General features: G+C 53.7%; 22 protein-coding genes. 2 read left to right on the top strand and 20 right to left on the bottom strand.

The genetic code is table 11. The features are described 5' to 3' along the window. Nucleotides 1-18 precede the first annotated feature (18 nt). Nucleotides 19-657: a response regulator transcription factor gene (locus RHM61_RS00295; RefSeq protein ID WP_322249154.1), complete on the top strand. Its 639-nt coding sequence runs from the start codon at nt 19-21 to the stop codon at nt 655-657. On the opposite strand, the gene RHM61_RS00290 is transcribed toward RHM61_RS00295, so the two are convergent. The 18 genes from RHM61_RS00290 to RHM61_RS00205 form a co-directional block, all read right to left on the bottom strand. Beyond that, on the bottom strand, nt 633-1448 hold the full coding sequence (locus RHM61_RS00290) for a ParA family protein (protein WP_322249153.1): 816 nt from the start codon (nt 1446-1448) through the stop codon (nt 633-635). The two genes, RHM61_RS00295 and RHM61_RS00290, sit on opposite strands and share 25 nt — an antisense overlap. Further along, nucleotides 1445-1813: a response regulator gene (locus RHM61_RS00285; protein WP_322249152.1), complete on the bottom strand. Its 369-nt coding sequence runs from the start codon at nt 1811-1813 to the stop codon at nt 1445-1447. The genes RHM61_RS00290 and RHM61_RS00285 overlap by 4 nt, the downstream gene beginning before the upstream one ends. Before the next feature lie 28 nt (nt 1814-1841). Then, a complete protein-coding gene (locus RHM61_RS00280) occupies nt 1842-2891 on the bottom strand; it encodes a sensor histidine kinase (RefSeq protein ID WP_322249151.1) in 1050 nt (349 codons plus the stop codon). Between the two features lie 13 nt (nt 2892-2904). After that, nucleotides 2905-3507, bottom strand: coding sequence for a SpoIIE family protein phosphatase (locus tag RHM61_RS00275; protein WP_322249150.1), 603 nt, complete (start codon nt 3505-3507; stop codon nt 2905-2907). Then, nucleotides 3492-3887, bottom strand: coding sequence for an anti-sigma regulatory factor (locus RHM61_RS00270; RefSeq protein WP_322249149.1), 396 nt, complete (start codon nt 3885-3887; stop codon nt 3492-3494). Before RHM61_RS00270 ends, RHM61_RS00275 begins: the two co-directional genes overlap by 16 nt. Further along, nucleotides 3884-4303, bottom strand: a complete 420-nt coding sequence (locus tag RHM61_RS00265; RefSeq protein WP_322249148.1) for an anti-sigma regulatory factor — start codon at nt 4301-4303, stop codon at nt 3884-3886. The genes RHM61_RS00270 and RHM61_RS00265 overlap by 4 nt, the downstream gene beginning before the upstream one ends. After that, nucleotides 4287-4688, bottom strand: coding sequence for an STAS domain-containing protein (locus RHM61_RS00260; RefSeq protein ID WP_322249147.1), 402 nt, complete (start codon nt 4686-4688; stop codon nt 4287-4289). Before RHM61_RS00260 ends, RHM61_RS00265 begins: the two co-directional genes overlap by 17 nt. Further along, nucleotides 4685-5563: an STAS domain-containing protein gene (locus RHM61_RS00255; RefSeq protein ID WP_322249146.1), complete on the bottom strand. Its 879-nt coding sequence runs from the start codon at nt 5561-5563 to the stop codon at nt 4685-4687. The genes RHM61_RS00260 and RHM61_RS00255 overlap by 4 nt, the downstream gene beginning before the upstream one ends. An 84-nt stretch (nt 5564-5647) precedes the next feature. After that, nucleotides 5648-6886, bottom strand: coding sequence for a methyl-accepting chemotaxis protein (locus RHM61_RS00250; RefSeq protein ID WP_322249145.1), 1239 nt, complete (start codon nt 6884-6886; stop codon nt 5648-5650). Nucleotides 6887-6888: 2 nt separating this feature from the next. Beyond that, on the bottom strand, nt 6889-7263 hold the full coding sequence (locus RHM61_RS00245; protein ID WP_322249144.1) for a response regulator: 375 nt from the start codon (nt 7261-7263) through the stop codon (nt 6889-6891). Nucleotides 7264-7276: 13 nt separating this feature from the next. Further along, complete coding sequence (locus RHM61_RS00240; protein WP_322249143.1) at nt 7277-7513, bottom strand: hypothetical protein; 237 nt, start codon at nt 7511-7513, stop codon at nt 7277-7279. Further along, nucleotides 7513-10206: a chemotaxis protein CheA gene (locus tag RHM61_RS00235; RefSeq protein WP_322249142.1), complete on the bottom strand. Its 2694-nt coding sequence runs from the start codon at nt 10204-10206 to the stop codon at nt 7513-7515. The genes RHM61_RS00240 and RHM61_RS00235 overlap by 1 nt, the downstream gene beginning before the upstream one ends. Beyond that, nucleotides 10203-10577, bottom strand: a complete 375-nt coding sequence (locus RHM61_RS00230) for a response regulator (protein ID WP_322249141.1) — start codon at nt 10575-10577, stop codon at nt 10203-10205. The genes RHM61_RS00235 and RHM61_RS00230 overlap by 4 nt, the downstream gene beginning before the upstream one ends. Further along, nucleotides 10574-11416, bottom strand: coding sequence for a protein-glutamate O-methyltransferase CheR (locus tag RHM61_RS00225; RefSeq protein WP_322249140.1), 843 nt, complete (start codon nt 11414-11416; stop codon nt 10574-10576). The genes RHM61_RS00230 and RHM61_RS00225 overlap by 4 nt, the downstream gene beginning before the upstream one ends. 5 nt (nt 11417-11421) lie before the next feature. Continuing rightward, nucleotides 11422-12045, bottom strand: a complete 624-nt coding sequence (locus RHM61_RS00220; RefSeq protein ID WP_322249139.1) for a HEAT repeat domain-containing protein — start codon at nt 12043-12045, stop codon at nt 11422-11424. A gap of 16 nt (nt 12046-12061) precedes the next feature. After that, a complete protein-coding gene (cheB, locus tag RHM61_RS00215) occupies nt 12062-13129 on the bottom strand; it encodes a chemotaxis-specific protein-glutamate methyltransferase CheB (RefSeq protein ID WP_322249138.1) in 1068 nt (355 codons plus the stop codon). Nucleotides 13130-13149: 20 nt separating this feature from the next. Further along, entirely contained in the window at nt 13150-14730 is a 1581-nt protein-coding gene (locus tag RHM61_RS00210) for a chemotaxis protein CheW (RefSeq protein ID WP_322249137.1), read from the bottom strand. 31 nt (nt 14731-14761) lie between these two features. Beyond that, nucleotides 14762-15385, bottom strand: coding sequence for a methyl-accepting chemotaxis protein (locus RHM61_RS00205; protein ID WP_322249136.1), 624 nt, complete (start codon nt 15383-15385; stop codon nt 14762-14764). 79 nt (nt 15386-15464) lie between these two features. Here RHM61_RS00205 and RHM61_RS00200 point away from each other — a divergent pair. Beyond that, nucleotides 15465-16678, top strand: a protein-coding gene (locus tag RHM61_RS00200) for an IS3 family transposase (protein ID WP_322248433.1) whose coding sequence is annotated in 2 segments (ribosomal slippage) — nt 15465-15741 and nt 15741-16678 — 1215 coding nt in all. Because the reading frame shifts where the segments join, the coding sequence is not laid out codon by codon here. 90 nt (nt 16679-16768) lie between these two features. Here RHM61_RS00200 and RHM61_RS00195 read toward each other — a convergent pair. Continuing rightward, nucleotides 16769-18166 (bottom strand): methyl-accepting chemotaxis protein, encoded by a 1398-nt coding sequence (locus RHM61_RS00195; protein WP_322249135.1) that lies wholly within the window; start codon nt 18164-18166, stop codon nt 16769-16771. A 701-nt stretch (nt 18167-18867) separates the two neighbouring features. Next, nucleotides 18868-20820: a sigma-54-dependent Fis family transcriptional regulator gene (locus RHM61_RS00190; protein WP_322249134.1), complete on the bottom strand. Its 1953-nt coding sequence runs from the start codon at nt 20818-20820 to the stop codon at nt 18868-18870. Nucleotides 20821-20881 lie beyond the last annotated feature (61 nt).

Genomic DNA, 20881 nt, shown 5'->3' with positions numbered 1-20881 from the left:
TTCCCCACAAAGGCTACTATGATCAAAGTTGTGTTGGCAGACGATCACAAAGTGATACGTCAGGGCTTACAAAGAATTCTTGCGCTGGCACCGGACCTCGCCGTCGTCGGTGAAGCGGAGAATGCCCAAACTTTGTTGGCGCTTTTACCACAGGTGCAATGCGACGTGCTGATTTTGGATATGACTATGCCTGGCTTAAGTGGCATCGATCTCATCAAACGCGTCAAACAAGAGTTACGCGCGCCTTCGATACTGATTTTCAGCATGCATGACGAGTGCCAGATTGTCAGTCGAGCCTTCAAAGCGGGTGCGGCCGGCTATGCCATGAAGGGAACGAATCCTGAGCAATTGATCGGTGCCGTGAAGAAAATTGCCTGTGGCGGAAGATATATCGATCCCAGCTTGGTCGATGCCATGGTGTTTGATCTCGGACTCGATGAACGCTTGCCGCATGACCGCTTGACCGACCGCGAATATCAAATTTTTCAACTGCTCATCGGTGGAAAAAGTGTGACTGGCATCGCCCACAGCTTATCCCTGAGTTCTAAAACGATCAGTACGCATAAATTACGCTTGTTCCAAAAAATGGGCATCACCAGTATCGCTGGTTTAACCCGCTATGCGATTGATCATCATTTGCTGGGGCAGTTGGTGTAACGAGCTGCGCCGAGATTGGCTGCAAAAAACGCGCTTAAACTCTCGGCCAGATTGCGAAAATCCTGCGCTGCACGTGTGCTGCCGGCATAGTAGCGCAGCGGCTGGCCAGCACCGAAAGATTCGGCCAAGCGTATGTCATTACGAATTCCAGCTAACACCCGATGCGCGCCGAATTGATGCGCGATATCCTTGTTGATGCGACGATGCTCCAGAATATGCTGGGCTGCCGTCATGGGTAAGAAGCCGAGTATCTTTAACTGCGGGTTGTGGGCGGACATGACTTGAAACAGGATACGCATTAATTGACGGATGCCTTCGAACGACAAGGGATGCGGCAGATACGGTACCAACACCCAATTGGCAGCACACAGGGCGTTGAGGAGCAGGAAATCCAGCGATGGTGGGGTGTCGACGATCACCAGGTCGAAGCGCTCACGGATGGCGGCGTCGTTGAATGCGCGTGCCAAACACAGTTGATCGCGCCGACCGCTACCATGCTCAAATAATTGATTCGCCGGTGCCAAGGATAGATTGGGCCAGCGGCTGTCGATGACGGCATCGATCAAACGAGCCGCATCATCTAAAAAAATACTATGGGCGGTGACGGCCTCGGCCGGCACGGCGATGCCTAAGCCCAGCGCGCAGTGGCCTTGTGAATCCAAGTCGACCAATAACACACGCCAGCCAGCGGCCGCCATTTCGGCCGCGAGGTTAACCGCGGCCGTGGTTTTGCCGGCACCGCCTTTGCGGTTGCAGATCGCGATGACAGACAGCGTTTGGGCCTGCTTCACGCCAGGCTCTCGGCGATGGCCAAGCGTAAATCGGCGCGCGAAAATGGTTTCGCCAGCACGGCTTTGACACCCAGCAGTTTGGCCGAATCAAGATTGAATGCCGCGCTGATGGAACGTCGCCCGCCCGACATGGCGATGATCGGTACTTCACTGCCTTGTTGCGCTAATTGCATGATGGTTTCGACCCCATCCAAGTGGGGCATGAGGATGTCGGTCAGGATCAGGTCTGGCTTGATCGTCGGTAGCAGCTTCAGCGCCTCGGCACCATCGCTGGCCGTGACAATTTGATGGCCATCTTGCTGCAACATTTTTTCCAGCATATGTGAAAACTGGATATCGTCTTCGATCACTAAAATCTGTACCATGATAGGTCCTCGTTGTTGAATGAATAGGTCATGCGAGACTGCTGACTTCTGCGCGCGCGCTCTTGAGAGGTAACAGAACGTTGAAACTGGTGCCCATGCCGAGTTCGCTGTGTATCTGTATTTCTCCGCATAAATCGGTGACGATGCCATAAATGACGGATAGCCCGAGCCCGCTGCCTTTGCCCGGTTCTTTGGTGGTGAAGAAGGGATCGAAGGCGCGTTGTTGTATTTCCGGTGACATGCCGCAGCCATTGTCATCGACGACGATGCACACGCGATCGAGCGATGAACCGTCGGTTTTGATCAGCAGTGGTGCTTGTTTGATCGCGATATCAAGCCGGCCTTTGTTGTCCATGGCATCGGCGGCATTGATACACAGGTTCATCACGATTTGTTCGATTTGGCATGGTGCGGCCAGCACGTATGCTGCGCTGAAGTCAGTGCTGAAACTGATCTGCACACCTGGCGGCAGACTCACCTTGAGCAATTTGAGCAGGCTTTTGATCAAATCAACCGCATCGACTAAGACCGCGTCGACTGGGGCTTGGCGGGCGAAGGCTAGAATCCGCGCAATCAAATCGCGCGCGCGCGCGGTGGCGTCGATGATTTGCACGGTATAGTCTTGGCCATCGGTATTGCCATCGACAGCGCTGGCAGCGGGAAACAGGTCGCTTAACATTTCGGCATAGCCGTTGATGATGCCGAGTATGGTGTTGAAATCATGCGCGATCCCGGCGGCCATGGTGCCGATCGATTCCAAGCGACTCGCTTGGGCTTGCTGGCCGCGGGTCTCTTCCTTATGCTCGAGCTCCATACGAAACGCCAGACTGTAGGCCATGGAGACTTCCATGAGTGGTGCCATCAGGCGTTCCACCACATCAATGAATCGCAGTTCCGGATTTTCTTGCGCCAGACGTAATAAGGCAGACTGATGGATGTCGATATAGTCTTCCGGTAAGATCCCTTCTTTGAGGAAGCGTTTGCCAAGCTCTGCGGCAGCGCACAGCGCTTCTTCCGGATCCGGAAAAAAGACTGCTTGCGCGAGCAGGGCGTAGTAGGTTTCGTAGCGATTATTCATGGTCCTTGGCCGGTTAAGACTGCGTATGGCGATACACCAGCACGCTGGCATCGTCGCGCTCATCGCCCCAGCGCGCTAAGACTTCGTCAGCCAAATACTGCGCTGTCGGTTTTTGCAGTAACAGTTCTTGAGGCAGGTGCGCCGCTTCATTGACACCATCTGAAAACATCAATAAGCGGTCGCCCGGCAGCAGCGAAACTTGCATAGGGCTTAAAGATACCGGGCCGGCACCGACGATGCCGCGGCTGGCGCTGAAATGAAATTGCCGCTCTTCGGTTACCAGCAAAGTACGTATATTGCCCACCGAACCCAGGCTCATTTGCTGGGTGTGTAAGTCAATGATGGCAATGGCAAGTACGCAGCCGCGGGTTGAGATGAGCTTTTCATTGCAGATGGCAAAAATATCGAGACAATCTTTATGCAGATGATTCTCAATACAGCGCATTGCCGTTTGCGCCGCGTGGTGCGCACCCGGGCCATGGCCGAGGCCATCGGCTATAGCGATCACGCGCCGGTCCGGTAAATTCCAGAACTGGCCGAGATCGCCGCACAGCGATTCACCTGGATACGGTCGTGTGACATAGCCGATATTGTCACAGGCTAGAGCCATTTGCATGTCCATATCTTGCTGCCTTTCCCCGGTTGGCTCTCGATTGTCATCTCATCCATCAAACGCTTTACCGCAGGCAAGCCGCAGCCGAGACCGTGCTTACTGCTGTAACCATCTTGCATGGCCAGCGCGATATCGGCGATGCCCGGCCCGCTGTCACTGGCCACGAGTTGTAGGCCGGGGCGGGGCGCAAGCAGGCGAATTTCCAAGCTACCACCATGAGCATGCTCAAGCAGATTGCTGACTAATTCTGCCGCGGCAGTAGCAATTTGGTAGCTCGCCTGAGTAGAAAACCCAAGTGCGACGGCGAACTGCCGGGCACTGCGCACGGCTTCATCGGCATCGCTAGCCGAGTGAATGGCAAGGATGATGCAAGAATTAATCATAAGGTTTTGCGCATAGCGAGCGTGATGGTGATGCGTGTCATGCCCGGTTGCGACTCGATTTTAAAACTGTCGATCAGACGCCGGGTTCCCGGCAAGCCGGCCCCCAAACTTCCCCCTGTGCTGAAACCATCCTGCATGGCCGCTTCAATATCGGCAATACCCGGGCCATGATCTTCGACGATCACCTTGACGCATTTGAAGGTGCTGTCGGAGCTATCGAAAATTTGACACTCACCGTGGCCGGCATATTCGATGACGTTACGAGTCAGTTCCGATACGGCAGTAGCCAGTCGGGTTTGATCGGCTTTGCCAAAACTGAGGCTGGCGGCGAGCTCGCGTGCCAGCCGCCGGGCCAGCACGATATCTTTGGTTTCGCGTACTTGCACCACAGCGCAAGGATCAGATAATGAGCTCATTTGTTTCCTCGGCCAAGGTGTAGTCACCGCGTGATGCGATACGTCGCTGCAGAGATTTCAATCCTTGTTCGAGATTGAAGGTACAGTCGGCCCCGAGCAAACCACGGCCCATTTCAACTAAGGTCAGTGCGACGAAGGGTTGGATACCACAGACGATGACTTCGGCACCCAACAGTCGCGCCATGCTGGCGGTATCGTTGATGACGCGGGCCATGAAAGAATCGACGACATCGAGGGCAGAAATATCGACCACCACGCCCAATGCTTCGATTTCGGCAATCGTGCTCAGCAGGTTGGATTGGAATTCCAAGGCTTCATCGTCGCTCAAATCTTGTTGAATAGCGACCAGAAGAATGCGACCCAGACGTGGAATAGCGATCCTCATGATGGGCTCGAAGCGACGGTGACGATGCGGCGACCGATCAGTGCCAAGGCTTCCGCAACGCCTGAGCGTAAGGTGGCGCGGGTGATGACTTGTGGCAGGGTGATACCGAGCTTGGTCAAGGTCAACGCCCCTTCCGGATTAAGCCCGGTCATGACGACGCGGGTGCCGAGCAATTGCGCGGCATCGACGGTGCGCATCAAATGGCGCGCTACGGCGATATCGAACACCGGTACGCCGGTAACGTCGATGACGGTGACACTGGCTTCATAGCGGGTGATGGCTTCGAGTAAGTTACCGGTGAATTTACGCGCCCGCGCGGTATCAATCACCCCGACCAGCGGCAGGAGCAAGACTTGATCCCATAGTCGTATCACCGGTGTCGAGAGTTCCACTAAGGAAGCGCTTTGCTGCAGAATGATACGCTCGCGGGTTTCGACGAAGGCGGAAAAAGTGACTAAGGTGAGACGGCCGATGACGTCTTCGACGGCTGCCAGATTGAGTTCCATTTCGGTTGGTGATTCGATCAACTCGCGTATCAGTGCCAAGATCAGCACGCTTTTCAAGCACATTACATATTGCGCCGTCTCGGTCGGCGTGAAGCCGGCGATGGCGCGGCTGGCGCTGAACTCGCTCATGATTCTGACCAAGGGGTGAGTCTGGCCGAATTCCCATAAGCCCACGCCCGGATAGGCAGAAAAAATTTTGGCGATTTCTTCCAGCAAGTGCGAGGTGTGCTGGCGCATTTCGACGACATCGAAGGTATTGGGATGCAGCGTAGACCAACTGGTCAAGATTTCAGACACCCAATTCTCATGGATTTGTGTACGTTCTCTCGAGAGTAAGCGGTCGAGGGCGACTAAATGATGAATACTCATGGTGACATCCTTGAAAGTAAGTGCAGCAAAACGTGATGGTGCCGGAAGCGGCCAGATAGGACCCGTTTCAAAACAAAACGAGCATTAAAATAATTCTATTTTTAACTCAGTGCTGAGCGCATGTCGCGCCGAATGCTTATGTTTGTTTTCTTCTTCGAGATAGTCGAGGCGTATCATTTCCAATAAGTCCGGCAATTCCAACAAGGTGGCAGGTTGCTTATCGACATTGAGCTGGCCGACTGTGGTTTTAAGAAAATGATTGCGTTGGCCGATAACGTGACGGATGCGGTCGACACATTGCCGCACGACGTCTTGATATTGAATCGTTCCCAAGGCATCACCGATGCTCTTGGCTAAATCGACATTGTGCTTAGTGACGACCAGAAAACGAGTTTTATAGTATTGGCTGATGTCTTCAAAATTATCTTGAATTTTTCTGATCGATTCGACTGCATGGCCCACTTGCTCGAGTTCTTGTGCAGAGGAAGCGATGCTCGAAGCGATACCATGCTCAAGCACATGGCGAGCACGACTTAAGCCGCCATGAATTTTTTTGGCGACGTCTTCTGAGTTCGTTGCCAGTATCCGCATTTCATTGGCCACAGCGCGAAATGCAGCACCGGCAGCGCCGGCTCGGCTGGCTTCGATGGCGGCATTGACTGCCAATAAATGTGACTGCATGCTGATATCGTGCACGGCCTGCACCAAGCCGCTCATGGCCTTGATTTCGGTGGCGACGTTTTGCACATTCTCTAAATCACGCGCGATCTTGGCCGGCATTTGTTCGACGAAAGAACCGATTTCGACAATGAAGGCCACGCTGGAAACGATTTCCTTTTCCAAGCTGCTGCCTTTCATATTCGAGTGATCCAAATAATTGACCAAGGTGCTGGCAGTATCGTACAGTTGACGCACATTGTGGATGATTTCCAGCGCCGAAGTTTCGGTATCGGCGACCACCTCCATGAGCTTGTTGTCGATCTCGCCATCGAGCTGCAGATGGCGGTCGAGCACGTTGGCGACCGATGCGGCGATGGCTGGATCGGGCAGTGCTTGCGTCGGCAAATGTTCCGCTTGGTTGTGCGCGCGGTGAAGCGCGACGATGACCAGCAGCATGCAGAAAAATAGAAATAGTATGCAGTCACCCGGACGGCCCAACAGACGATCGGGTGCCGCCAGATAGCTGGCCGGTAGCAGCCGCAGTAGCAGCGCTAGCAACAATGCGGCCATTATCCGCAATTGCTTAGGCTCGAAGGCCTGTATTTTTTTGACGCTTGCGTGCCAGCAGGCCGAGGGCTGAAACGCCGCTGTAAAAAAACTCATGGTCATGCTCCTGGCAAAACCTGCTTAATAATTTTTTGTAAGTCGGTGCCGCTGACCGGTTTTACCAACCATCCGGTCGCGCCCAGCTGTTTCGCTTCATCGCGCTTGCTTTGCTGGCTTTCTGTGGTCAAGGCCAAGATGGGGATGAAACGAAAACCGGGCAGGGCACGGGCTTTGCCGATGAATTCTATGCCGCCCATATTGGGCATGTTGATATCGGTGATGATCAAGTCGGGCCGCTTACCGCTTTGCAATGATTCCAAGGCCAGTGCACCATCACTGGCGGTCAACACCGAGAAGCCGAAAATTTCCAAGCTGTTTTTCAAACTCATCAGCATGGTGATGGAATCGTCGATGATCATGATTGTTTTAGCCATCATTTTTCCTTGTTCAATTGTTGAGTGAGTGCTGCAGCCAGATGCTTAACTCGGCGTCGTCAGGCCAGGCTGCCAAGGGCAGGCGTGCCGCCATGAGTACTTGTAACACTGCGGCGTGCAAGTGCACGCAAGCCGCGAGGTCGATTTTTCCCTTAGGGTGCTGCTGCACCCATTGCAATAATTCTTCAGCGTCTTCGACCGTCACGATGTCGATCAAGCGTGCGCAGCTTTTGCTATAGGTGATAGGCATTACAGCATCTCCTTCAAATTCAGTACCATCAATACCGAACCGTCCCCGAGCAAGGCCGAACCGCTGTAGCTGCTCAGGCTGCCGAGTATGCCGCCCATCGGCTTGAGGATGATATCGACGACGCCGCGAAAATCATCGATCAGAATACCGATGTGTTCACCGCGTAGACGGATCACGAGGGTGGCCAATTCATCGCTTTCGTTGGCAATTTGCGGCGCGTCGCTGGCCAGCAGTTCATTGAGTGAACACAGTGGTACCAAGCGGCCGCGTAAGATGGCGGTTTGGCTGGCTTTGATAGTGTGAATGGCAGCACGCGGAATGCGCACGGTTTCAACCACCATCTCCATGGGAATGCCGAAAATTTGTTGATTCGATTCGATGATCATCACATTGGTGACGGCAATCGAGAGTGGCAGCGATAAGCGCAGCTGCGTACCTTGTCCGACTTGACTCGACAGTGTCACGCTGCCGTTGACTTGTTCGACGGCAGTGCGCACCACATCCATGCCAACCCCACGGCCGGACAAATCGGACACCACTTCGGCGGTGGAAAAGCCGGCGGCGAAAATCAGATTGATGGCTTCGTGATCGGAGATGCGATCAAAGCGCGCTTCGTCGATCAAGCCTTTTTCGAAAGCTTTGGTTTTGATGATCAGCGGATCGATACCTTTGCCATCGTCGCTGATATCGATGATGACCCGCCCGGCTTCTTGTGAGGCGCTGATCAATAAGCGTCCTTGCGCCGGCTTGCCCAATTGACGGCGTGCTTCCGGGGTTTCAAAGCCGTGGTCGAGGCTGTTGCGAATGATGTGAATCAGCGGGTCGGCCAAGGCTTCAATGATGTTTTTATCGGCTTCGGTATCTTCGCCTTCGAGTAGCAAACTGATTTCTTTGCCGAGCTTGCGCGAAATATCGCGCACCAGTCGTGGAAAGCGTTGAAACACAAATGAGACCGGCAACATCCGCACTTGCATGATGGTGCCCTGCATTTCTTCGGCAATGCGGTTGATGACGGCATATTGTGCTTTGATTTCGCGCGCCAGATCGCGCACGCCAAATACCGTTTCAGCGCGCGAGGCTAAATACGGCAAGGCATTTTTAGCGACTACCATTTCGCCGATCAAATTCATCAGGCGATCAATTTTTTCTTGATCGACTTTCAGAGTGCGCGCACTGCCGTCTTCGGCGCGCCGGCCGAATTTGAGTTCGCCGTCGCCGCTTGCGGTGCTGCTGTTCGCTGTAGCCGCAATGGCGCAGGGCGTGGTTTTGGTGTCGCTGGTGTCGCTGCTGCCGGCGCGGCGCGGCGCGGCAGCCAGGTCTTGATGCGCGCTCAACCAGTCACGCAAAGGGCTGGACGTCGATTGTGCCAGCGCTTCTGCTAAGGCTGCATCGATCTCGGCCAGCAAGGCGTGCTGCCCCAAACTGGAAAAACAATGCTTGAGGGTGGTCGCGGTGGAAATCAAACGCCCTGGCAGCCAAGTGACTTGGTCGGGCAAGCCCAGCAGTAAGGCTTGGGCGGCGATGATGGCGGCGGCGATGGCCGCGGCTGTATCGGCCGGCGCTTCCGCGAGCGGGGCGGTTGGCAGCGGTATTGGCGTGGCCAGCACGGTATGCGAGATTTCACCATTCGGCGCGCGCAGAGATTGCAGCAAATCGCCCATGCTGGTGAGGTTTTCCGGTTCCAGTTCGATCACCAGCAACAGCCAGCGCAAGGCCGAGGCCATACACAGCGCGGCCGAGGAGAGTTCCAGCATGGAGTTGGCAGAACGACTCAGCGCTGCCAGATCACGCGCCTGCAGTTGCGCCAGCGCGGCGAGTACAAAATCTTCATACACGGGGCCACCGTTACGCTCGCCAACCGGCAGTATCAGTAGTGCCGGGGTCAATGCGCACAGGCTGATTTGTTCCGGTACGTAGCGAAAATGCTCGGCTAATTGGCTTCGCGAGGCGGCGCTGATCAGCTGTATGCGTAAATTGCACTGGTAGGCATCGAGCTCGGCCAAGTCAGTCCAGGTGGCGCGCGCGGAAATTTTTTGCCACTGTAATGCCGGCACTTGGCGCGCTAAGAAAAACGGGTCTTCACCTTTGAAGAAGCATTCTGCTTCCGGGGTATAAGTGATCCAGAACAAAGCGCGCTCAAGCACACCGTCGGCCGCAGGCTCGCTGCCAAGCGCAGCCGGTGACACCAGTGTGCGGTAAGCAGTCATGCGCAGAGCTTCTGGTACCGCTTGCATATCGAGTGTTGAAATCTGCGGCAGGGCGGTATCGAAATCGAGATCGACGGTGTGTTGCTGGTTATTGGCAGTTTGTGCCGGCAGTAGCGCGCGCAGCGATTGCGCCAAGCTGACTGAGGTGGCAGCGTGGCTAGCCGGGTTGCTTGTTTCTTGTTCAATCTCATCGAGCAGAATGCTGATGAAATCCATGGCATCGAGCAAACTGTCGGCACAGTGCTGATCGTAGGCCAGTTCGCCGGCACGCACGACCACCATCAGGTCTTCGGCGGCATGCAATACCCGCTGCATTTCCGGAAAATCAAACAGGCCGCAGTTGCCCTTCAAAGTATGCACGAGGCGAAATAATTCGCTCATCAGCAGCGGGTCCTTGGCCGCTTTTTCGAGTTGTATCAATTTCTCGCCTATGCCCTGCAAGAAATCGCGCGCCTCGGATAGAAATTGTTGGAGTAAGGGTGTCATGTGCCGCTTTCACCGAGTAGCAGCCGCACATGGCCTAGCAAAACTTCGGGCCGAGTCGGTTTGATGATATACAGGTTAGCCCCAGCCTCATAGGCTTTCAACTGATCACTTTGTTTGGCCTCGGTTGAGACCATCGCGGCCGGCGCCTGCACGATCGAGGGGCTGCCGCGCAATTCGCGCAGGAAGGCATAGCCATCGAGTTTAGGCATGTTGACGTCAACCAGATACAGATCGTAGCTGGTCGTCAGGGCTTTTTCCAAAGCTTCGACACCATTGACCGCTTCATCCACTTGGTAGCCGGCCGCTTCTAAAATTCCACGGTGATACAGGCGCACGGTGGCGGCATCATCGACGATTAAAATATGTTTCATTTTCCATCCCAAGGTTTTTGATAGACGATTGCTTCTGGAAATTTCCGCAGTTTGTAAAGCGAGGAAATTCGGCTCATCGATTCGGAATGTCCGAGGCAAATGAAGCCACCAGGCTGCAGCGCATCGTAAAAAGTTTCTGCCGCTTGCTTGCGTGAGAGATCATCAAAATAAATCAACAAATTACGGCAGAAGATAATGTCGAAGTGGCGATAGCCGCGCACATCGGCCGCATCCATCAAATTGACGCGGGTAAATTCCACCGCATTGCGTAAATCCGAACACAGTTGGTAGCCTAGGGGCGTTTGAGTAAAGTATTTCTGCATGTATTTCGGCGGCACGTGTTTTACCGAACGGGCCGAATATAGACCAGCCCTCGCCTGCGTCAATATTTTCGTGTCGATGTCGGAGGAAATGATTTCGATGTCCCAGTCGTTAATTCCGCCCCAACGTTCGAGCAAACACATGGCGATCGTGTACGCTTCCTCGCCCGACGACGAAGGAATCACCCAGATGCGGATCGGGCTGCGGTCTTTTTTATTGGCGACCACATCGGGCAGAATCGAATTGACCAAGCAATTGAATTGGTACTCTTCGCGAAAAAAATAGGTCTCGTTAATGGTCATGACATTCACCAGCGCCTGCAATTCCACTCCCGAAGTTTGGAAGCGCAACATCGTGAAGTAGCTGCGAAAATTGTCGTTACCTGATTCCAGTATTCTTTCAATCAGGCGTTTGTCGACAAAATAGCGTTTCGATGCTTCGAATTGAATGCCGGTTTTGCGGTAAAAAAATTCTTGAAACTTTTGAAAGTCGTCGTCGTTGATGATAATTTTTGTCATGATGTTCAGCCTTTCGCACTGCGCTTGAGCGCGAGGTCGGCGGCGAACTGAATATACGGTTCGGCGGCAAAGCGCTGCTTGAGCCGTTCCAGCGCACCGTGCGCTGCATCGGTGCCTACTTCACCGAGCAAATCGACGGCGGTGCCGCAGACATTGACGAATGGATCAATTTCAATGACATCGATGAGCCATTGTTCTACCTGTGGATGGCAGAGTGATTCGAGCACATTAACGGCCATGATACGGACGTCGGAATCGGGGTCACTCAGCAGGCTGCTCATGATCGGTGCCACGGCATCGGGCAATTCTTTCATGGCTTCGATGGCTTCGTTACGCATTTGCGCATCATCGCTGCGCAAACACTCGACCATGCCGGCGACGGCGACGGCATCGCCTAGCCGTGTCAGACTGGTGAAAATGATTTCACGTACCGAACGATCCGCTTCCACTTGCAGGCGTGCCAGCAGACTGGCGCTGGCTTGCGGGTAGCCGAGTAAATCGCGCGCGGCCCAGCGGCGCACGGCTGGGTCGTGCTCATCCAATTGCCGCAGCAAGCCTGGGTAATCACGAGTTTCTATCCGGGCTTGCAGCGGCTGCTCGGCTGGGGCAGTGGTTTTAATGAGAGCCATGGAAATCTCCTTTATTTTAATAAGCCAGCCAAGCCGTCATTTGGCTGGCGATTTTTTCTGCGTGCAGTGTGACGGTGGCACCGCCGCGCTTAATCAATTCGCCCGGCATGCCGAACACCACCGAAGATTCTTCTGATTCGGCTATCGTGCGACCGCCCTGATTTTTTATCGCAGTGAAAGCCTCGGCACCATCGTTACCCATACCGGTCAGCATCACGCCGACAATTTGTTTCGGCGTCAGGTGGTCGAGCGCGGAACGTCCGAGTACTTCTACCGAGGGGTGCCATAAATAAGCGCTGCTTTCCGGTTTCGCGATCACCATCAGTTTCCCTGCTCGCCGCACCAACACCATATCGGCACCACCTTTGGCGATGTAGACGGTACCTGCTTCCAAGCTCATTGGCCGGTTGACTTCCACCACGTGCAGCGCACACATCTCATTGATACGCTGAGAAAAAGACAGGGTGAAACTGGCCGGCATGTGTTGCGCAATCAAGATGGGCCAAGGAAAATCGGCCGACAAGTCCGGTAATATTCGTTCCAAAGTACTTGGCCCGCCGGTCGAGACGCCGACGATGACCACCCCTTCAGATGTCGGTGATAAACGGCTGTCCGGCATTCTGGCCGGTGCCGCTTTGGCGACGCTGCGCGGTGCCGGTGCTGCACTGGCCAGCGCTTTGCTTGACTTCAGTCTGGCCTTGGCGGCGACCCTGACCTTGGCGATGATTTGTTCGCGTACATCCTCGATCGACAGGGAAATCGTGCCACCCGGTTTGACGATGTAATCGACCGCACCGAGGTTGAGTGCTTCAAAGGTGGCCAGCGCACCTTTTGCCGTCAAGGAGGAAAACATCACCACCGCTACCGGACGCTCTGTCATCATGATAGACAAGGCAGTCAAACCATCCATTTCCGGCATATTGATATCGAGCGTGATGACATCGGGCTGAAAGTCCCGATTTTCCTGCACGCCTTCACTCCCATTGCGCGCCAGTCGTACCTCGAAACCGCCTTCGTCGTTGAAGAGGGTGGCGAGTTGACGGCGCATCAGTGCCGAGTCGTCTACGATAAGCAATTTGATCATCTTTTGTGGTCTTAAGTGGTTCAGGCCATGCGGATTTCAGCCAGGTCGTCGAGCTGGCTTGTCTCAATGAGATGCAGGGGATCGATTAATTGAATCATGCGTTTTTGTTTTTCCAGATTCGCCATGCGTGCCAGCAGCAGCGATTGTTCGCCAGAAAAATCGGGTGCAGCTTCAATCGTCGATTTGTGAATTTTCAATACTTCTACTACCGAGTCGACAATGAAACCGGTGCGTACACCGGCAGTCAGAAACACCATGATGCGCTGACGATCGCTGCGTTCGATTTGATCAAGCCCGAGACGACGACGTAAGTCCATCACCGGTAATACCGCACCGCGTAAGTTCACCACACCTTCTACCTCCGGCGGCGCTTTCGGTACCTTGGTCAGGGTTTCGGCGACGCGAACGATTTGCTGTACGCTGTCGATCGGTACGGCGAACTCTTCTTTACCTAGCAAAAAGACGACGAATTGTTCGTCGTCGTCGATGCCGCGCTCGGCAGTAAGGGCATCGGATTTGGCACTGTTGGGGGTATCATTCATACTCATGGTGTCGAGACTGGTGAGGGCATCTTTGACAACGGCATGGCGAAACATATGGTCAACCGAGAGGATGGAGACCAGCCGCTTACCGCCATCGAGGCGGCAAATTTGTGAAATGTCGGCCAAATCTTTGGCTAACAGCGCGGGCATGACATCGACGTCACAGCGGGCCACGCGCAAGACTTCATTGACGCTGTCCATCACCAGACCAACCGAGGCCGCACCCAGTGAGACCACGACGATGCGGCTGTTTTCATCGACTGTTTTGGCGGGCAGATTGAACATACAACGCAGCGAGACCAGCGGCAACAGGCGATTTCGTAAGGTCATCACGCCCAAGACATGGGCTTTTGAGTGCGGCACACGGATGATCAGTTCAGGTACCTGAACGATTTCCTGCACATCATCGATCACGATGGCATATTCTTGACCAGCCACTTCGAAATTAACCAAGTGCAGTTCATCATTGGTTTTTTCCTCAGTCTGGGCCTCGCGTGCCAAGGCATGCTGAGCCTCGGTCGCAGCGTGTTCCGACTTGCTACGCGCCATGGCACCGGCAAATTCTTTGCTGATCAGTTTGGCAAAGTCGAGCACCATAATCATCGGATAACCGCCGACATCCTTGAGTAAGCCCGATACCAGTTCGGTATTGATGCTGGCTTTGATCGCCGCGGTATCTTCGATATGCTGCAGATCGACGCCGACCACGCTGACCACGCGATCGACCACGAAGCCGAGCGGCTGCCCTTGGTCGATCACTACGGCGCGGCTGGCATCATCGTAAGCCCGATCAGCGAAGCCGAAGATACGGCGCAAACTGATGATGGGCAAAACTTTGCCGCGTAAATTTGCCAAGCCGTCCAGGGTCGCCGGTGCCAGCGGCACTTTGACCACTTCCGGCACGCGGATGATTTCCTGTACCGGCGTCATATCGACGGCAAATACTTCTTCGCCGACGATGAAGGTGACGAATTGGCGAATGTCTGAGGTTTTTTCTATTCCCCCGGTATCCGTGTTCGGTGACAGTTCGGCGCCATACTCCAGCGTATCCTTAGTCATAGTGCTCTCCAAATAAGGGTATGCGAAACAATTAAGCGCTTTGCAATTCGTCGGCCAGCGAGGCGATTTCTTCAACGGCGGCGGAAAGTTGCTCGCTTCCTCGCGATTGTTGCTGTGCCACAGTGGTAGCGTTGTTGGCTGCCTTATCTGCTTGCTGGGCTGCTGCTGCGATTTGGTCTACACCGGTTTTTATTTGCGTGATGGCAGCGGCGATTTCATTGGCAGCGGCCAAAATTTCACTGGTACCTTGATCGACGGCACCGATATCGGTTTCGATGGCGATCAAACTGGCGGTGACCGATTTGGCTTTTTCGGCGGCGGCGGCGGCAGTGATCATAATTTCATTGAGATCGCGACCGACGATACCAATTTGATCTTGTACCGATTTCACCAGATCTTTGATGCGATCGGCGTTTTCGGCCGAATCATGGGCCAGGTTGCGGATGTCGGTTGCCACGACGACGAAGCCCTTGCCGAATTCGCCGGCGCGCGCTGCTTCGATTGAGCCGTTTACCGCCAACATATTGGTTTGAATCGAAACGGTAGTGATGGCGTCGACAATCTTGTCGATACGACGCGATACCAATTCTAACTCCTTGATTTGTCGTAGACTCACGCGTGAGGCTTCGGCCGACTGCGAAATGCCGATGATCATACTGTCGATGCTTATAGTGGATCCACATATCCGGACAACAGTTTAAACTAGTGTCTGTCGAAAAGAGACGAGGCAGACCATGAGTGAAAATAAGAGAAAAATATTTAGCGGCGCACAAAAAGCCAAGGTGGCAGTTGAGGCGATCAAAGGCGAAAAGACGATCAATCAGATCGCCCAAGAGTTCGGGGTGCATCCGACGCAGGTCAGCCAGTGGAAGAAAGAATTACTGGAAAATGCAGGCAGTCTGTTTGAAGGTAAACGCGGTCCGAAACCGGCCAGCACACAGAACGACCCAGACCGTCTCTATGCCAAAATTGGGCAACTGAATATGGAACTCGATTGGCTTAAAAAAAAGTCAGGGATCAGCCTGTAACGGTACGATTGCAGTGGGTAGAGCCGCTCTCTGCCCTTTCAATCGCCACACAATGCCGTCTCGTTTCAGTCACGCGCTCGGTCGTGTACGACAAGAAAAAGCGCTTGCAGGAAGAGATCAATCCGTTTGATAGTTTGCTGTTGCAATTGCTTGACGAGGAATACACCAGACATCCATTTTACGGCACGCGACGCATGACGCATTACTTGCGAGACTGTGGCCATACAGTGAACCGAAAGCGCGTACAGAGGCTGATGCAGCAACTGGGATTGGCAGGTATGGCCCCAGGCCCCAACACCAGTAAAGCGCATCCGCAGAACAAGATTTACCCGTACTTACTGAGAGGTATCGACGTCACTCGACCAAATATGGTCTGGAGTACAGACATCACATTCATCAGGCTGCCGCGGGGTTTTGTCTATCTGGTGGCGATCGTTGACTGGTACAGCCGGAAGGTGCTGTCCTGGCGGTTGTCGAACACGATGGATGCGGGGTTTTGCGTGGACTGCTTGGAAGAAGCCATAAAATGGTATGGAACGCCGGAGATTTTTAATACCGATCAGGGTGCGCAGTTTACCAGCCAGGCCTTTACTGGGCTGCTGCTTAGAAACGGCATCAAAATCAGTATGGACGGTCGCGGTCGGGCGCTGGATAATATTTTTGTTGAGCGCTTATGGCGCAGTGTGAAATATGAAGAAGTGTATTTGAAAAAGCATGAAAGTATGCCGGAATTGGTGATCGGCTTGGCGAACTATTTTATGTTCTACAACGCTGAGCGTAAACATCAATCATTGGGTTATCAAACGCCGGAAACCGTGTATGGCTCAGGCGTGGGCGGCGGTGCCAAGATCGTAAACAAATTTGGTACTGAACTGCCTGATTCAAAAAAGCTAGAAAAGAAAAGCACGGTAGTGATGTAGTGCGAATAACGGGGCAGCGCCGCGCAGCTGTGGCAGAAACAGGCACTATCTTAAACTCTTTGGATAATTGTCTGGACTTAGGGGGCCACTTTAGCTGAGCTTATTGACCCCCAATAAATTTTTGATGGCATTGACCTTTTCACCGCTGCTCTTGCCCAACACTTGCGCTACCTCGACGCCTTTTTCTATCTGTGAAATGGCGGCGGCGACTTCTTCGGTGCCGGCTGACTGCACTTGCGCACCTTTTAAAATTTGCTCGATCGCGGCCATGATCTGAGCGCCGGAACGGCTGATTTCTTGCACGGCTGACGACAGTTGTTCGGCCGCAGAGGCGACTTCTTCGGCGCTCTTGGCGACATCGGTGGAGTTTTTCAATTCTTCCGATAGTTCGGCCAAACTCTGTGACGATTGCTCGCATTCTCCGAGTGCCTGGCTTTGCTGGGTAATCGTTTTGGCCGATTCTTCCGCCGCTGCTGATTGCTCTTCGGCCGCAGCTGCGATATCTTCCGAGCCGCGCAAAGCCTGTTTGGCGGCATTGGTTGATTGTTGTGCACCAACAGCAATTTCACGCACGCCGCGCACAATTTCTATCGCATCGATGCGAATTTGTTCGAGCTGGCTGGTAATGGTTTTACCGTTTTCTACTTCCTTAAGCACGACTTCGACCGACACCCCCATGCCTTCGGCGATGACTTGCACTTCTTTTTGTATTTGTCCGACTAAATCTTGGATTTGCTTGGCGCTTTTTTCCGAAGTTTCCGCCAGCGTGCGCACTTCGTCGGCCACCACGGCGAAGCCCTTACCGTGTTGACCGGCACGGGCCGCTTCGATGGCGGCATTGAGCGCCAATAAATTCGTTTGATCAGCGATGCGGGCGACGGCTTTGACGATTTCACCGATATTGGCCGCTTGTTTTTCCAGCTCAACCACCATGGTTACCGAAGCACCCTGACGTTCTGCTGCCACATTGACATTGGCCACCAGCGTCGCCACTTCGCTATTGATTTGTCCGACCAGTGAAACGGTGGCTTCGGCCTTGGTTTGGCTGATATCGGCATTTTGCAACTGGCGGGCGATCGCGCCTTCGACCTGCTTTAAGGCCGCCAGTGATTCTTGCGCTGCACCCGAGGCTTCTTCGGCACCGGTAGCGATTTGATCTGCGGCGCGTTTCAATTCTTCGGCTGCCGTCGAGGCTTCGTTTATCCCCGAAGAAAGCTGTGCCGTCGCAGCGGCGATCCGTTCGGCCGCTTGCTGCTGCTTCGCCAGCGTGCGCGCACGTTTGCGTTGAACCTCCGCATCACGTGTGGAGCTAGCCGACGCTTTACCGCCTTCGACTGATGTAGCGGAAACCGCTGAGGAAAACTTCTTGACCAGCGCCATGATGCGCTCCTTTAAGTAGGGTAGATAAATCGTCTGTGCTGCCGTAATGAGGAAATCAGCATCGATGTCCTTGAACGCAGTATTGTCGAATACTAAAAAAACACCCATCAGGGGAGGCTGATAATCGGGTGGGCATTGCCCTACGCTAAGGGTAGGGCAAAGCAGTTTGCCAAACGCAGAAAAAATCGGTGTGGCGCTATGATGGCGGGCTGAAAATGCGCATTTTATGAGCAAAAAAAGCCTGCCTGACGGAGTTTGCCTATTTGCAATAAGTCACAATTAGTCTCTGTTTCATCAAAAATCTGACTAGGGTTTGAAACCCCGGCCTTCAGAGGCTGTCGCAAAAGCCTGATAGACGTTTTTTACACCTGAAACACCGCATACCTCGTCATTCCCGCATGCTTTTAGCGGGAACCCAGCGTCGTTTTTTACACTGAAAATGCCACAATTTCTGGCATTTTCAGTTAACCACGAACGCCGCTGGGTTCCTGCCAAAAGCGCGCAGGAATGACGCGGCCACCAGTTAGGGTAATGATACCGACTCAATACCCTTTTGCGACAGCCTCTTCAGACCGGAGAGCGACGAAGGAGCGACCCGATTGGAGGGGATGCAAACCCCTTCCAGAGGCTTTTCCATCGTCGCTTGCGACGATCCATTAAGTTGTTGCGCTAAAACGCGCAGCGACGGCAGCGCGAGTGCGCCGCATTACGGGCAAAAGTAGGCGTGGATATTGAGCGGGCAACAAGTGTAAGAGAAGGGAGTACTTATCTGAGAACTGATACAGCAAGCTGATGTTGTTTTGGCGCGCTTAAATGCTGGACGCTGGCTTTAATGCGGACAATTTACGGTAAATCGTGTTGCGCGACACCCCTAATGCGCGGGCGGTGGCAGAGACATTGCCGCGATGGGTAGTCAGTGACTGTTGTATTAATGCCACTCCTAGCTGTTCCAGATTCTGACTCTCGCTGGCCATCAAGGGTGGTCGTGTTGCGCTGATCGCGCTGGCAGGCACTTCCATGTCTTCGAAAAAATCATCAGGCAAGTGCTGTTTTTGTATAATCTGTCCCTCGCTCGCCATGACGATAGCGGTACGCAATAAGTTGGTCAGTTGCCGGAAATTGCCGGGCCAACTGTGGCGTTTGAATAAGTCCATGATTTCCGGTGCCACCGTATACCGTTGCGTAGTCGCTTCCGACATCAGAATTTTTTCGACCACGATTTGAATGTCGCTGCGCTCACGCAGCGGCGGCAAACGCACCACCAAGCCATTGAGACGGTAATACAAATCTTCACGAAACAAGCCTTTGGCGATTTGCTCGCGCAAGTTGCGATTGGTGGCGCAGATTAATTCTACATTGACGGTGATGGACTTGTTACTGCCCAAGGGGGTGACCATGCGCTCTTGTAATACGCGCAGTAAACGCGCTTGCAAACTCAATGGCATATCGCCGATTTCATCGAGAAACAAGCTGCCGCCATTGGCTTGCAAAATCTTGCCGGTCGCACCTTTTTTTCGTGCGCCGGTAAATGCGCCGTCTTCATAACCGAACAATTCCGATTCGATCAAGGTTTCCGGTATCGAGGCGCAATTGACGGCGACAAAGGGGCCGTGTGCGCGCGGCGAATCATTATGGATTGCTTGCGCCAATAACTCCTTGCCGGTACCGGTTTCGCCCATGATCAGTATCGGTATATCTTTACCCAGTACCTTGCTGACTTTTTCTATCAAGGCCGATACCTTGGTGTCGCCGGTGTCAAGATAACGCAAGCCCGACATTTTGCGCGTCGGTGTGGCGGTTTGGCGTGGTGTCGCAGCGGCTGGCGGCGGCGCTCGCTCAGCGCCATCGATGGCGCGCGCCAAGCCGGCCGCTTGGTGGAAGGCCGTATTGAGCGAATGCAGTTGGGCCCGGCCATACACGTGTACGCCGCTGGGCATACACAGATTCAATAAAGCCGGCGCAGCGGTGCGATAGTGGTCGTACAAGGCCGAAATCGAGATGCCGAACAAGGAACTGAAGGTATTGAGTTGCAATGCTTGCAAAGGCAAGCCGAGCTGAAACAAGCCGCTGCGATTGGCGGATAAAAAACGACCGTCGGCAGAAAATGAGGCGATGCCCTCCATGAGCGTGCCGATGAATTCCGGCCGTGTGTTGAAGTGCAGGGTCAGGCCATTACTGAAAGAGGCTAAAAACAAATGATTTTCTATCATTTGCGCCGACATTCTGACCAAGGCCATCGTGTGTTTATGGTAACTGCATTGGTCGCCCGTCACATCGAGTACGCCGATGACATTACCACGATGATCGAGGATAGGCGCGGCGGAACAGGTCAGAAAATGATTGGCGCGTAAAAAATGTTGCTGTGCATGAATTTGCACCGAGCTTTGTTCGGCAATCGCGGTGCCAATCGCATTGGTGCCCTTACTGGCTTCCGACCAAGCGACGCCGGGCTTGAGCGCGACGCGGTTGGCCTTTTCCAAAAAATCATCGTCGCCGAGTGAATGCAAGATGCAGCCATTGACATCGGTCAAAATGACCATGTTATGGGTATTGATGATTTGTTCGAACAGGGTTTCCATCACTGGCAGCGCATGCGTATGCAAGGCGCGATTTTGATCGAGCAATACAGAAAAATCGGAGGCTGCAACGCTGCTGTAGTCGGGATTTTCCTGATCGGAAAGACCGAATGCCAAAGAACGTTGATGGGATTTTTCTATCATGATAGAACCATCGGAAGCAGAAAGCGCGCCAAGTGCGGACATGATATTTCCAAGCTGTTGGGTAGGGCTTGATATAACTGGTAACAGTACGAATTGACGAAAG

This window comes from Undibacterium sp. CCC3.4, assembly GCF_034347425.1.
Taxonomy (GTDB): Bacteria; Pseudomonadota; Gammaproteobacteria; order Burkholderiales; family Burkholderiaceae_D; genus Undibacterium.
This window is presented reverse-complemented; position numbering and strand designations above follow the sequence as displayed.